We start from the raw sequence: 13,780 nt of genomic DNA, 5'->3' as shown, positions 1-13,780 counted from the left end.
AACAGGGCCGCAGAGGGGCTACTGCGTCGATTCAAGCCCCTCGGGCTGACCAACCACAACAAAGTGCAGCCCTTCTGGTTGTAGCAATTCGGCGGCAACACGGTTCACGTCTTCCAGCGTGACTGCCTCAACAAAACTGTTGCGGTCCACCACATAATCCGGCGTCAGGCCGATCATCTGCATTCCCGCCATAATGCTCGCAATATCGGCATTTCCATCAAAGCGCAGAGGGTATTCGCCCGTCAGATAGGTCTTGGCAACCGCCAGCTCTTCCGGCGTCACACCATCGCGCGCCATCCGTTCCCATTCGCTGCGGGTCACTTCGATTGCTTCGGCAATCGTCTCGTTCGAGGAGGCGACAGTTCCGAGGATCATTTCCGCGTGGTATTTGGGAACAAGGGACGTGCCGATGCCATAGGTCAGGCCGCGCTTTTCGCGCACTTCGGTCATCAGGCGGGATTCAAAGCCGCCTGCACCCAGAATATGGTTCAGCACGAAAGCGGTGAAGAAGTCTTCGTCGTCGCGTTTCAGACCTGCCTGTCCGAAGAAGGCGACAGATTGGGGGGTTTCAAACTCAACAACCGTGATGCCCCCATCCAGACCAAAGGCAACGTCATCGGGCAAAGCTGGGCCCTCTGCGGGCAGATCACCCAAAAGGTCATCAAGCATAGCGCCCACGGTTTCGGCGGTCGTGTCGCCCACAACGGATACAAAGAGCCGGTCGAGAACCAGTGCATTGCGATGCGCTTCGAACATGTCGTCACGCGTCAGGGAGGTTACGGAGTCGATCGTCCCGTCAATGCTGGACCCGTAAGGATGGTCGCCGAAAGCGTTCGCGTAGAATGTTGAACTTGCAATCGCATTGGGGCTTTTGGCATCGCTATTGATGCCCGCAATGACCTGTGCGCGCACACGGTCCAGCGCGTCCTGATCAAAGCGTGGCGCGATCAGTGCCTGCCGCAACAAGGCAATAGCTTCCTCTTTGTTTTCGGTCAGAAAGCGCGCCGAGATTTGCATGCTGTCGTCAAAGGCCCGGAATGTGAAACTGGCGGCAAGGTCTTCCAGCGTGGTCTGGAATTCCTGCGCTGTCATATCGCCGGAGCCTTCCTCCAGAAGTGCGGCCATCAGATTTGTCGCGCCGCGCTTGCCGGGCAGGTCAAGCGTGCCGCCACCCCGAATACGGATTTCCAAGGCCACAAACGGGATTGCGGGTTCTTCGACCACCCACGCATTGATCCCGCCGGGTGATGTGACCTGCTTGATGTCCAGTTCCGCCCGTGCGGTTGTGGCGACGATGGTCAGGCAAAATGCAATCAGAATACGCAGCATCAGCGTGCCTCCTTCTGGTTTGCCACGACCCAGCCGGTCACGGATTGATCACGGTTCAGCACTTTGGCGGCGACCGCTTTGATGTCTTCTTCGGTGACGGACTGCAGGATCTCGGGCCATTCCTGCACATCGGCGACCGTCAGGCTCTGCGACAGCGCCGCGCCATAGCGTTGCGCCAGCCCTTGCACGTCATCCAGCGCATAGATTTCGGATGCGCGGAGCTGCGTGCGGATACTTTCCATGCGCGCAGGGTCGATCTCGGCTTCCAGAAAGGCGTTTACGACCTCGTCCATCGCAGCCTCTGCCTCGGACAGGGAAACGCCATCGGCGGGGACAATTGAAAATGAAAACACGCCGTCATCCAAAGTGGACCCATTATAAGAGGCGTTGGTGTAGATGGCTGTCTGCGTGTCGAATTGCAGGGCTTGTCCCAAAGCCGAGGTAAAGGGCGAACCGCCCAAAAGCTCGGCCAGATAGACCAAGGCAGCAGCTTCGCGCTGCGCACCGGGGTCGCGTTCGGGGGCCAGATACATGCGCACCAGATAGGGCTGGCTCACGCGCGCATCGACGTAGGTGATCCGGCGTTCGGCACGCTGCGGCGGTTCTTGCGGGCGTTCGCGGACAGGCAGTTGGTCTTCGGCAGGGATCACGCCGTAATACTGTCTTGCCAGTGCAAGAACCTCTTCGGGTTCAACGTCACCGGCGACTACAAGAATTGCGTTGTTGGGTGAATAGTAGAGATCGTAAAACCCAAGCGCGTCTTGCAGATCAAGCTCTTCCATCTCGTGTTTCCAGCCAATGATCGGCACACCGTAGCGGTGGTTCTGGAACAGGGCTGCGCGGAACTGCTCGCGTGCGAGTGCGTTGGGGTTGTTCTCGGTGCGCTGGTTGCGCTCTTCAAGAACGACCTGACGCTCGGTTTCGACATCCTCGGCGGTGATCCGCAGGTTGTTCATCCGGTTGCTTTCCATCTGCATCATCAGCTCAAGACGGTCGGCGGCCACACGTTGGAAATAGGCGGTGTAGTCATAGCTGGTGAAGGCGTTATCACGGCCGCCATTGGCCGCCACCGTTGCCGAGAACTCGCCCGATTCAAGCACATCAGTTGCTTTGAACAGCAAATGCTCAAGGAAGTGCGCCACACCGGAGGCACCAACAGGTTCATCCGCGGACCCGACTTTGTACCAGAGCATATGCACGACAACAGGCGCGCGGTGGTCCTCGATCACAACCACTTCCATGCCGTTGTCGAGCGTATATGTCGTGACTTCTTCGGCTTGCGCAGCCGTGGCGGATAGCGCCATCACCAGAGCAGCGAACAGACGTTTCATAGGCACCCCTTCAGAAATTGACCACAAGGAAACCTACGCCGCTTTGCCCATGGTTCAAGTCACCATACGCAGATGTGAGGTTAGCCTACTCGGCTTCGTCAGATTCGCAGACACGACGAATCCGTCCGTCCGGTGACCCGATGGTTGTGAAAACACAGTCTTCGCGAATGCCGAATTGCCCAAGCAATCCAGCGGAAGCACGCTCTCTTGCCTCAACTGCTTCGGCAGGCACCTGCGGGACCGCAACACCAAGCGCGTCCAGACGTGCCAGTTCGGCAGGTGCGTCGAGGGCCTGTCGCGCATATGCGGCGAAGTACCGGTCGCGCCCTAGGGGATTGAAAAGGTTTGTCCGGCGTGCACGGCGCAAAGTCGCGTCATCGTCGGCCGCAAGCTGTGCGCGGATCGCGGGGTCTACACCATATCTGTTTGTTTGCGTCACAAGGGCTGCATCACCGGCGGGGACACCACCGGCCACCACCGCAGCAGGTGATCCGCCCAATGCGCGGATCGCATCGGCATTCGGTGTCGGATCAGCGCGGTTGGCCCCACCAGGTGTCGGGTTCGGCAAAGCGCGCGTTTCTGGGATTTCCAGCGGATCAAAAGGGATCACGGCGAATTCATCGGGCCCGCCGCCGGCAGAGCGCAAATCGCGCAGGGGACGATCCGTGTTGCCACAGGCTGTGACCAAAATCAGGGCCAGAACAGAGAAAGAAAGCGCACGCATGAATAGTCCCTCGGTGTTGGTCAGATTTGTTTAGCCCAAGCCAAGCGCAAGGTCACGCCGATTTCTTTTTGTCATCCGCAAGAAAGGCCAGCCCGATGGCACCAAGGAAGATGCAGATGTCAGCCACGTTGAACGCATAGGGATTGTTGAACCCGCAGCACGACATGTTCAGAAAATCCGCCACAGCCCCATAAAAGAAGCGGTCAATCACATTGCCCATCGCGCCGCCAATCAGCAACCCGCCCGAGATATAGACCCATTTGGTCCCGCCGATCTTGTTCAGCCACCAGATCACGCCTGCCGTAATCGCGAAGGCCACGCCGATCAGCACCCAGCGCATGTCATGTTCGGCAAAAAGCCCGAAATTCACGCCACGGTTCCATGCCATCCGCAGCACAAGGAACGGTGGGACGACATCCACCGCCTGCGGATAGGGGAGTTGATCCGAGGGCACTGTGACCTGTTCCCACCGCAGCCCGAAGACATTGAACAACACGTAGAATTTGATCACCTGATCCAGCAGGAAAATCCACAGGGCAGTGAAAAACATCAGGCGCATGGCGGTCCTCTAGTGGCGGAAGTGGCGCATGCCGGTAAAGACCATCGCGATGCCGGCCTCATCGGCGGCTGCGATCACTTCGTCGTCACGCATGGAGCCACCGGGCTGGATGACACAGGTTGCACCAGCGGCAGCAGCCTCCATCAGGCCGTCAGCAAAGGGGAAGAACGCATCGGACGCCACGGCAGAGCCTTTGGTCAGCGGCGTGTCCAGACCCATCGCCTCGGCCATCCGTTCGGCCTTTTTGGCGGCGATCAGCGCGCTGTCCAGACGTGACATCTGGCCTGCGCCGACGCCAACGGTGGCCTTGTCCTTGACGTAAACGATGGCGTTGGATTTCACGTGCTTGGCCACTTTCCACGCAAACAGCAGATCGGCCATTTGTTCCTCGGTCGGCGCAACCTTGGTCACGACCTTCAGATCATCCATGCCGACGTATCCGGTGTCCTTGTCCTGCACCAACATACCGCCCGCGACCTGACGATAGGTGGTGATCGGCGCTTTCACATCGGGCAGACCATCGGTGGTCAGCAAGCGCAGGTTCTTTTTGGCCGCGAACACAGCCTTGGCCGCATCAGAGGCGCCGGGTGCGATGACGACCTCGGTGAAAATCTCGACAATCGCTCTCGCGGTGTCTTCATCCAGTGGCTGGTTCAGGGCAACAATGCCGCCGAACGCGCTGGTGCGGTCGCAATCAAAGGCGTGTTGATAGGCCTCAAGCAACGTCGCACCCCGCGCCACACCGCAGGGGTTAGCGTGTTTGATGATCGCGACGGCAGGGCCCTCGGCTGGATCAAATTCCGCGACAAGTTCAAAGGCGGCGTCGGTGTCGTTGATGTTGTTATACGACAGCTCTTTGCCCTGATGCTGCACGGCTGTGGCGACGCCGGGACGGTCTGTGCCATCAGTATAGAACGCCGCAGACTGGTGGCTGTTTTCGCCATAGCGCATAATTTGTTTGAATGTGCCGCTAAATGACCGGCGACGTGGTGTATCCTCGCCAATCGCACCTGCCATCCAAGTGCTGACGGCAGTGTCATAGGCCGCTGTGCGGGCGTAAGCAGTTTGTGCCAGACGCTGGCGCAGGGCCAGCGTTGTCTGGCCTTCGTTGGCGTCAAGCTCCGCCAAAAGCGCAGCGTAATCTTCCACATCCGTTACGACCGTCACGAACGCGTGGTTCTTGGCCGCAGAGCGGATCATCGCGGGGCCGCCGATGTCGATGTTCTCGATGCAAGTGTCGAAATCGGCACCTTTGGCGACGGTTTCTTCAAAGGGATAGAGATTCACCACCAGCAGGTCGATCGGCCCGATGTTATGTTCCACCATCGCATCGCGGTGCGCCTCAAGATCGCGGCGTGCGAGAAGACCGCCGTGGACCACAGGGTGCAGGGTCTTGACCCGTCCGTCCATCATTTCTGGAAAACCGGTGACATCCGCGACATCGCGCACCTCAAGTCCCGCATCCCGCAGCGCCTTGGCGGACCCGCCGGTAGACAAGAGTTCAACACCACGCGCAGCAAGCGCCTGGCCAAGATCAATCAACCCGGTTTTGTCAGAGACAGAAAGAAGGGCGCGGCGCAGTGGGACAAGATCGGTCATGTGGGTCCTTTGAAGGCTAATCAACGGCGTCCAGTGGATCGGCCTGCACAAAATCGCGCACAGCAGCGGGCGTATCTTGCGTTTTGGCCAAGGACCAACGGACACGCGTCGCATAGGCCATTGCGTAGCCAGATAAAACCACCTGTTGTGTGGCAATGGGCTTTAATTCGTGATTTTGCAGATAAACCGATGCCGTCAGGCCAAGTTTCGCCGCTCCGTCATGGCGCAAAACCCAAACCTCGCCGGATTTCAGCGTCAGAGACACAGCGGTCCCTGCAATATCTATCGCCGCTTCAACATCCGGATGAAGATGAAACCGCAGCACATAGGGCAGGATGCTGCGCGCCCGTGCGGCATCAAAGGCCGCTTCATCTTCGGGGCCAAGCGTCGTCAGCAAGTCTTCGCCTTCGAGCGTACGGCCATCCATCGAAAGTTGCAGGGTCCGCGCATGGGTAAGCCCGTGTGACGGTTGATAGCCGTTGTGCGATAGCTCGAGTTTGCGGGTTTGTGCTGTTTCCGAAAGGATGCAGTCCACGCGCGTTGGCAGTTCGGTCAACAGCTCCGCGCCAGCAATCCCGCGCCCTCTGAGGCCAAGATGCGATGACGACACGCCCTCGATCATCATTGTGGAATGGCTGGGTGTGGCGCGGCTTGCCCTGCGCCATTCCTCTCCGAAACGGGCACCGGACCCGCAGTTGACGATCATAGGCCTGCGCCCCGACGTCAGTTCGAATGCCAAGGTACTGGCATGCCCGTCAGCCGAGGCAGCGTCTTGCGGGGGTGGGGCCGCGTCGGCGATCAGTGTGGTCCGGCCCGCCGCAAGGCGCGCGTACCCCATATGCCGGTCACCTGTGGGTGGTGTCTTGATGCCTGACGCGACCAAGGCGGCGTCCAGCCGTCCGTCCACGCCATTTCCACCGCCGTGAAACCGCGCCAGGCCGCCATCGGCGTGGCGCAGGGCGCGCAAGGTCGGCGTGATGCGTGCAATGGCGTTGCTCAGCTCCGGCGGGCAGGCGTGATTCACGTCTTTCAATGACTGGGCTGTCCAGTTCAGCAGGCTCAGGATATCAAGCAGGTCCTGGGGTTTGCGGGTTGCAATCGCGCCGTCTGCGCTGATCTCGCTGTCGCAATCCCTGGCCAATGCCTGCAACGCGGGTGCGGTATAGTGGTCGATACTCTTAAGAGAGAGGCTGGCATAGATGATGCCTGCCAGTGCCTCGAAGCGGCGCACACCCGGTTCGGTGGCATTCCAGCGGCGTGACAGGAAAAGTGCCTGACGCGCAAGGCTTTGGAAGAAACGGTAGGACGTTGTCTTGTCCTGTCCCCGCAGCACAAACGGGCCGTGGTTGATCAGCCGCATCAGCCTGCGCCCTGTCACCCCGGGTGTCCAGCCGTCACTGCGGCCGTCGCCATAGCGGTCGATCCATCCCAGCACCCATGTCCGCGCCAAGGCGCGTGCAGCCTCGTCCCCGACCGCCGCGAGATCATCCAACCAGCCGCATCCTTGTATTTCATCCGAGACTTCGGGGTAGGCGTCGGCGATATCCCAGATGCTGTGTTCTTTCCCTTCGACAAACAGGCCGGAGAAGAGAAATTTACCCGCAATAAGTTGCTGGCCGCGCGCGACAATGCCGATCGTGTGTGGTTCCGGCAGGGTTACAAATGCCGTCGCAACAGCGGTACGCGCGGCGCGGCGCGCATGAAACCGGTGCATCATGCGCCTGCGGCGTTGCTGCCATTTTGTGAGTTGCGCCAATTCCTGCGGCCTCGGGTTATATTCGTACGGGACTATTTTCCCCGAACCATAGGAAATGGTTGCCGTTAAGTCACGCAGGCTTTCGCATCACCGCCATATAGAACCCGTCCATCCCGCCGCGATCTGCCCAGAAATCGGGGCGCAGACGCAGGCCGCCTTCTGCTGTGATCCAGTCAGGGTCGATCCCTTCGATGCGCAACGCATCGGCGTCAATGGTCAGACCTTCGTGCCGTGCCAGCGCCTCTTCAGCCTGCACTTCGCCTTCATCCGGCAGCAGTGAACAGGTGCAAAACACCAGCCGCCCACCGGGTTTTAGAAGCGTGAGCGCGTGATCAATCAGTGTTTCCTGCTGGTCGATCAGCGCGCCAAACTCGGACCCGTCCTTTGCATAGGGCAAATCCGGATGCCGCCGGATCGTGCCGGTCGCTGAACAGGGGGCATCCAGAAGAACGGCATCAAATCCGCTGTTACTAAATTCAAAGGCGTCACTGATTACGCAAGTGGCAGTCAATCCCACACGGTTCAGGTTTTCGCTGACCCGCGCCATCCGCTTGTCAGAGATATCCACTGCCGTGACATCTGCGCCCAAAGCCGCCAATTGCATGGTCTTGCCGCCCGGTGCTGCGCAAAGGTCAAGCACTCTCAGTCCTTTGACATCGCCGAGCAGTTTCACGGGCATAGCCGCTGCCGCGTCCTGTACCCACCAGTCTCCGCTGGCATAACCTGCAAGGGACGACACCTGTCCCGCATTTGGCACACGGACAGAGCCTGTCGGCAAAACTGTTCCGCCGACCGCCGCGGCAACCGCTTCCGCGTTGCCTTTGGCGGTCAGATCAAGCGGCGCGCCTGCGAAATGCGCCGCTTCCATACCGGCCACCGCATCGCGCCCCCACGCGGCTACCAGCGGTTGCCGCAGCCAGCCCGGTGTGAGCGGCACAGCACGCTTGGCCCAACCTGCGGGCCCCTCATCGGCGATTTTGCGCAGGACGGCGTTTGTCAGGCCCTTCATGGACTGGGTCCGTTTATTGCGGGCGACGATTTCGACATAGGCGTTGACGACACCGTGGGCGGCTTCGCCATTGCACAGCTCGATCACGCCAAGACGCAGGGCATTCATCACATGGTCAGGGGGCGTTTTCTTCAGATACGGCTTCAGCATCCGGTCCGCACGGTCAAGGCCGCGCAGGGCCTCGGTCGCAAGGCGCTGGGCGCGCGCGCGATCATCGTTTTCCAGACGCGCCAAGGCCCCGCCGGCGATCAGTTCGGCCATCAGGCGACCTTCGGTCGTGATCTGCATCAGCAGATGATGGGCGGTGCGGCGGGCAGGCAGGCCGGTCTGGGTCATCTGTGGTCTCACTTGAAGCTTGCGCTTCTGCGCGTATATCAATCATGGGATATCGACAAGGAGGCGCCTGCCATGACCGAAGAGATCAAAGATTTGCCCCCTGCGGCACAACGCGCCTTGGCCGAGGCAGAAGAGCGCCGCAAGAAAGCTGGTGCGCAAGAGCTGCCGACCGAATTGGGCGGGCGCGACGGGCCCGAGCCTGTCCGCTATGGCGATTGGGAAAAAAAGGGATTGGCGATCGATTTCTGATCCTCTTGTCAGGACCGTGTATTATCTGACATTTTGCCGTCTTAGACGCTGTTCATAAAAACTTGGCAGTGTAGGATACGCGGATTGCCCGAAAGGATTCAGGTTTGATCGTTCATAAATTCGTTGCTCTCGTCGTATGTTGTGCGCTTGCCGGTTGCGGCTTGCCGCGCGGCGCCGGTTTTCAGTCAGAGGTTCTTGCCGCTGCCAAGGCAAATACTGCTGCGGCAGGCGAAGAGCCCGCTTACGATTTTGCCGTCTATGAAGTGAACCGCAATACGCTGCCTGTCTTGCAGGGCTGGCCGGTCACAGGCCAGGGGCATTGCCTTGGCCTGTTGCGCAAGAACAGCCCGCTTCGATGATGATTGCAGCGGGTGACACCGTTCAGGTGACGATCTGGGATGCCGAAGAAAACTCGATTTTCGGTGCGGCTGGTGTGACGCCGTTGCAGCCTGAAATCGTAAGCGCTGACGGTAGCATCTTTGTTCCCTACATCGGGAGCCTGCGTGTGGCCGGAATGGCCCCCACTACAGCCCGCGAGCGGATCGAAGAAGAGCTGATCCGCACCGTACCATCAGCGCAGGTCCAGTTGACTGTTGAACCGGGTCAGACGAATACGGCAAACCTTGCTGCCGGGGTTTCAGCCCCTGGTCTTTATCCCCTGCCGAACCGCAACTTCAAGATCCTCGATCTGTTCTCGCAGGCGGGTGGCCCGCGCCCTGATCTGAACTCCCCGCAGGTGCGTCTGGTCCGTGGCAGCCGGACCTATGGTATTCCGTTCGAGCGGCTACTGAGCGACCCTGGTGCCAATATTGCCGTGCGCGGTGGTGACCGTATTTTTGTCGAAGACGACAAACGGCAGTTTATCGCTCTTGGCGCAACCGGTGCCCAGTCGATCTTTGATTTCCCCGAAATCGAGTTTTCAGCGCTTGAGGCGCTGGCCTTCATCGGTGGCGTCAATGCCGGCAGCGCAAACCCAGAGGGCATTCTGATCCTCCGGGAATACGCCCAAAGCGCCGTGAAAGACGGTATCGCGGGGCCGCCGCAAGAGCGTGTTGTCTTTACGATCGACCTCACCTCGGCCGATGGCCTGTTCTCGGCGGGGAACTTCATGCTTGAGGGGGACGATCTGATCTACGGCACTGAAAGCGCACTTGGTCCTGCGCTGACGCTCTTTGGTCTGACGAATAATCTGGCATCGGTCGTCAGCGGAAACTGACCGCGTTCAGAACAAAATGATGTCGTCTGCGAATGTGGTGGGGTCGGTGATCCCGTCGATATGCAGGATATTGCCGTCCTCAAAATCAATCGTCGCGCGCCCGTCCGCAAAGGTGCCATAGACAAAGAGCAGGTCGGCGGCCGAGGTCAGTCCGGTCCAGAGGTCCGGGTCGAGGATAATCCGGTCGATGCCCTGTTCGAAATCAGCAATGACGTCGGCACCGCTGTTGAATATAAAGGTATCGGCGCCAGCGCCGCCCTTCAGCCAGTCCTGCCCGTTGCCACCGTCGAGCCGGTCGTCGCCTGCACCGCCAAAAAGCGTATCTGCGCCGTCACCGCCATTGAGGATGTCATCGCCGGCACGGCCCAGGATTGTGTCATCGCCTTGCCCTCCGTTGACGGTATCGTCGCCACCACCCGCGAAGATGACATCAAACCGGTTGCTGCCAAGAAACGTTTCGGCAGCGTCGGTTCCCTCAATCGTGAGCCCAAGGGGGCCACTATCTGCTGCATCGTTCATCGTGTCGCGCAGTTGATCCAGATTACCCGTACCGACGATCTGAAGCGAGGTCAGGATGCTATTCTCGCCGCTCTGATCGGCGGGGGGATCCGGCGGCAGTGCACCCAAGTCCGGCAAAGGTGTTGCCGGTCCGGGGTAGCCGGGCGTGATCCCGACAGGCAGGCGCATCGCCCCGATCAGATCGGCGGTGGTCAAGGTGCGGTAATCAATGGGGCCCCCGTCGGAACTCTGCACGATCAGCATTTCATCACCATAGCTGATGGCCATGCCGTCGCTACGGATCGTGATGAAAAGCTGGCTGATGTCGCGCAGCATGGGCCAGAGCGATAAATCAATGCTGTCTTCGCCCACAGTGAAGTCCGTAATCGTGTCGGTCCGGCCATCAGCGCTCAGAATAAAGACATCCGCACCGCTGCCGCCTGACATGATGTCGGCGCCTGCGCCATCGCGCAGAATGTCATCGCCTTGGCCCCCCGTAATGGTATCGTCACCGTCGTGTCCTTGCAGGATATCATTGCCGTCGGTGCCGGCCAGCGGTCCTCCTGCCAGAGTGGCGGTCAGATCAACGCCGCTGACACCGGTATCAAAGGCCAGTTGCGTGACGCCGGGTTCGCTGCTGCTGGCCACAAAGATGTCAATTCCTCCGACGCGATCCCTTGCTGCCAGTGCGCTGACGTTATCAAGCCCGAAATCAACGGTGTCTTCGATCGTTGCACGATGAACCAGCAATCCGCCCGAGAGCAGCAGGAAAACCGAAACCCCGTCATCGGCGCCGCCTGCAATGACATAGGTTTTGCCTTCGGTCTGGATGACCTCAAGGGAGGTGACGCCGCCAAAGCGCGTATCGCGTCCGTCAAGCACATGGTCACGCACGATCATGCTGCCATCGGCGCCAAGCTCTACCACGCTGAGGCTGCTTGATCCGGCTGCGGCGAGTATGACGAATGTCGCATCCCCGACGGTGGTGGTTTCAAGGGCTGTGGGCGCGCTGATCCAAAGACCGTCATCTGAACCGATGGTTGTTTCGCCAACGATTGCCCCTGTCGAATCAACCTCCCGCGCCGTCAGGCTGTTCTGGGCCTCGCTTGTTGTCAGAACAAAGGTCTGACCCTCGAGCGTTGCAAGCGTGACCGCCGCGATGCGTGCAGTCGAGGACGCGTCCACGTCATAGTGGATACTCTGATCGCGCAGGGTGCCATCGGCGTCGAAGGTGATGCGGGCAAGGCCGGTCTGGCCCGCAAGAGCGCCAAAGACAGTTTGCGTTCCGTCCGGCAGCGCGAGTGTGACGCCGTGCTGAAAGCCGTTGTATGTCGCCGGTAGGCTGACCAACGGAGTGGCGGTTGCAAAGCCACCATCCGTGGCAATCCCGATAGTCTGAAGCGCGCCGTTCTCACCGCCACCGACCAAGACACTTGCGTCCGCTCCTTCTGCAATCAGGCTGATGCTGGCCGCACCACCAAGAACGGCTCCGCCGAAATAGGGCTGGGTTTCTTCAATGGCGATAGCGCCACTTTCGATGCTCCACTGCCGTAGGACGCCGTCATAGCGTGTTGTGCTATAAAGCTGGGCTATTCCGCCAATCTCCATGACCACCAGGTCAGTGATATGAGAGCGGCCCACGTCACCGGGATCGGCGACGTGGCCGGAAAAGGTTAGTAGAGACATGAAAGGTACCCCCCGGAACCACGTGTCATCTGTATGTTTTGTGAAGTTGATGTTTTTTGGCGGTTTAGCTGCGGCGGAATTAGGGCGCAGGTGTGAACTTTACCGCTTAATTTCCTCAATAACGTATGGGATTTGAGGAAAACTCCCACATGATTGAGAAGTATGGAGCCCGATATTCAGAGCGCTTGTGAGTGGCTTGTGTGACAAAACGCACAGAAGAAATACTGCCTATACGCTAGGTTGTCTGTGGGGAATTTTTCCAGTGGTGAGGGTTTAACGGTTCGTCTTCAGTGTGCCTTGCGTTTGTGACGCAGGGCACATTTCATTTAAGACCCTTCGTACCCGTCCGGATTGGCAGATTGCCATGCCCATGTGCTGCTGGTCATGTCATCAAGATCATGCGTCGCTTTCCATCCCAGTTCGGCATTTGCACGACTTGCATCGGCTTGCATTGCTGCAATATCGCCTTCACGGCGGCCGACTTGCTGGGTCTTGATCGGCGCGCCGCAGGCCCGCTCGAATGCAGCAACCATGTCGCGCACGCTGTAGCTTTGGCCGGTGCCGATATTGAATGGTCGCGCACCTGTTGCCTCTTCGGCATAGGCAATGGCCGCGACATGGGCGCGGGCAAGATCGACCACATGGATATAGTCGCGCAGGCCCGTCCCGTCCGGTGTGTCGTAATCATCCCCGAAAATTTGCAATGCTTCGCGCTTGCCCACCGCGACCTGCGCGATAAAGGGCATCAAGTTATTGGGAATATCCTTGGGGTCTTCGCCGATTTGTGCCGAGGCATGGGCCCCGACAGGGTTGAAATAGCGCAGCAACACGGCCGCGCGCGCGGGATCGGCGGCAGCCCAATCCGTCAGGATCTGCTCGGCTATCAGCTTGGTTTTGCCATAGACAGATGTGGGATTTGTCGGATGCGCCTCATCATAGGGCAGATAGACGGGTTCGCCGTAAACCGTCGCCGAGGATGAAAAGATCAGGCGTTTGCAATTTGCCCGCTCCATCGCATGCAGCAAAGACAGCGTGCCAGAAACGTTGACGTCATAATAGAGCAGCGGTTTCTCCTGACTTTCGCCAACTGCCTTGAGGCCTGCAAAATGGATCACGGCCTCGGGCTGAAAATCCTGCATGACCTCGTCGAGCTTAGCGGCATCACGTACATCGCCGATATAATCATGGACTAAACCGTTCGACAAAGCCCGGACACGGTTCAATACTTCGGGTGTCGCGTTGCTGTAGTTGTCCAGCACGCAGACTTCATGGCCTTGCGCCATAAGTTCAAGCAATGTGTGGCTGCCGATATACCCTGCACCGCCGGTCACCAATACGCGCATGCGTGTCTCCAAATCATACCGTTCCCTTTTAGGGACTTGCAGACCCAGGTTCAACGTCACTGAAGGCGGGGGTTTCGGCACCGCACGGTCCTGTAAGGCTCTTGTGAGACATCGTCGGAAATACTGCGCGTCAATTCATTCCCAG

The 13,780-nt window shown here is 59.2% G+C and carries 12 protein-coding genes; 3 read left to right on the top strand and 9 right to left on the bottom strand.

Translation table 11 applies throughout. From position 1 onward, the window contains the following. Window positions 1-18: 18 nt before the first annotated feature. From SJY29_RS14505 to SJY29_RS14475, 7 genes are all read right to left on the bottom strand, one after another. The gene (locus SJY29_RS14505; protein ID WP_400084107.1) at window positions 19-1,329 is read right to left on the bottom strand and encodes a M16 family metallopeptidase; all 1,311 of its coding nucleotides are present in this window, start codon (window positions 1,327-1,329) and stop codon (window positions 19-21) included. Continuing rightward, complete coding sequence (locus tag SJY29_RS14500) at window positions 1,329-2,660, bottom strand: M16 family metallopeptidase (RefSeq protein WP_400084104.1); 1,332 nt, start codon at window positions 2,658-2,660, stop codon at window positions 1,329-1,331. The genes SJY29_RS14505 and SJY29_RS14500 overlap by 1 nt, the downstream gene beginning before the upstream one ends. 85 nt (window positions 2,661-2,745) lie before the next feature. After that, entirely contained in the window at window positions 2,746-3,384 is a 639-nt protein-coding gene (locus tag SJY29_RS14495; RefSeq protein ID WP_400084102.1) for a DUF3035 domain-containing protein, read from the bottom strand. A 52-nt stretch (window positions 3,385-3,436) separates the two neighbouring features. Further along, window positions 3,437-3,943 carry a signal peptidase II gene (locus tag SJY29_RS14490; protein ID WP_400084099.1) on the bottom strand — a complete coding sequence of 169 codons (507 nt, stop codon included), beginning with the start codon at window positions 3,941-3,943 and terminating at the stop codon, window positions 3,437-3,439. 9 nt (window positions 3,944-3,952) lie between these two features. Further along, window positions 3,953-5,542: a bifunctional phosphoribosylaminoimidazolecarboxamide formyltransferase/IMP cyclohydrolase gene (gene purH, locus SJY29_RS14485; protein WP_400084096.1), complete on the bottom strand. Its 1,590-nt coding sequence runs from the start codon at window positions 5,540-5,542 to the stop codon at window positions 3,953-3,955. 16 nt (window positions 5,543-5,558) lie between these two features. After that, window positions 5,559-7,259 (bottom strand): heparinase II/III family protein, encoded by a 1,701-nt coding sequence (locus SJY29_RS14480; protein ID WP_400084093.1) that lies wholly within the window; start codon window positions 7,257-7,259, stop codon window positions 5,559-5,561. A gap of 109 nt (window positions 7,260-7,368) precedes the next feature. Next, window positions 7,369-8,643 (bottom strand): RsmB/NOP family class I SAM-dependent RNA methyltransferase, encoded by a 1,275-nt coding sequence (locus SJY29_RS14475; RefSeq protein WP_400084090.1) that lies wholly within the window; start codon window positions 8,641-8,643, stop codon window positions 7,369-7,371. Between the two features lie 72 nt (window positions 8,644-8,715). Here SJY29_RS14475 and SJY29_RS14470 point away from each other — a divergent pair, with 72 nt between their 5' ends. The 3 genes from SJY29_RS14470 to SJY29_RS14460 all read left to right on the top strand — a co-directional run bounded on the left by SJY29_RS14470 (window position 8,716) and on the right by SJY29_RS14460 (window position 10,108). Further along, entirely contained in the window at window positions 8,716-8,892 is a 177-nt protein-coding gene (locus tag SJY29_RS14470; RefSeq protein WP_055295486.1) for a DUF1674 domain-containing protein, read from the top strand. Between the two features lie 104 nt (window positions 8,893-8,996). Then, complete coding sequence (locus tag SJY29_RS14465; protein ID WP_400084087.1) at window positions 8,997-9,251, top strand: hypothetical protein; 255 nt, start codon at window positions 8,997-8,999, stop codon at window positions 9,249-9,251. Then, the gene (locus tag SJY29_RS14460; protein ID WP_400084084.1) at window positions 9,248-10,108 is read left to right on the top strand and encodes a polysaccharide biosynthesis/export family protein; all 861 of its coding nucleotides are present in this window, start codon (window positions 9,248-9,250) and stop codon (window positions 10,106-10,108) included. The genes SJY29_RS14465 and SJY29_RS14460 overlap by 4 nt, the downstream gene beginning before the upstream one ends. Window positions 10,109-10,114: 6 nt before the next feature. Here the strand turns inward: SJY29_RS14460 and SJY29_RS14455 are convergent, their stop codons facing one another. Both SJY29_RS14455 and galE read right to left on the bottom strand, forming a co-directional pair. Beyond that, on the bottom strand, window positions 10,115-12,292 hold the full coding sequence (locus tag SJY29_RS14455; RefSeq protein ID WP_400084081.1) for a calcium-binding protein: 2,178 nt from the start codon (window positions 12,290-12,292) through the stop codon (window positions 10,115-10,117). A 326-nt stretch (window positions 12,293-12,618) separates the two neighbouring features. Continuing rightward, window positions 12,619-13,635, bottom strand: coding sequence for a UDP-glucose 4-epimerase GalE (gene galE, locus SJY29_RS14450; RefSeq protein WP_400084078.1), 1,017 nt, complete (start codon window positions 13,633-13,635; stop codon window positions 12,619-12,621). Window positions 13,636-13,780 lie beyond the last annotated feature (145 nt).

Source organism: Yoonia sp. R78084 (genome assembly GCF_044595625.1).
In the GTDB taxonomy this organism is placed as follows: domain Bacteria; phylum Pseudomonadota; class Alphaproteobacteria; order Rhodobacterales; family Rhodobacteraceae; genus Yoonia.
This window is presented reverse-complemented; position numbering and strand designations above follow the sequence as displayed.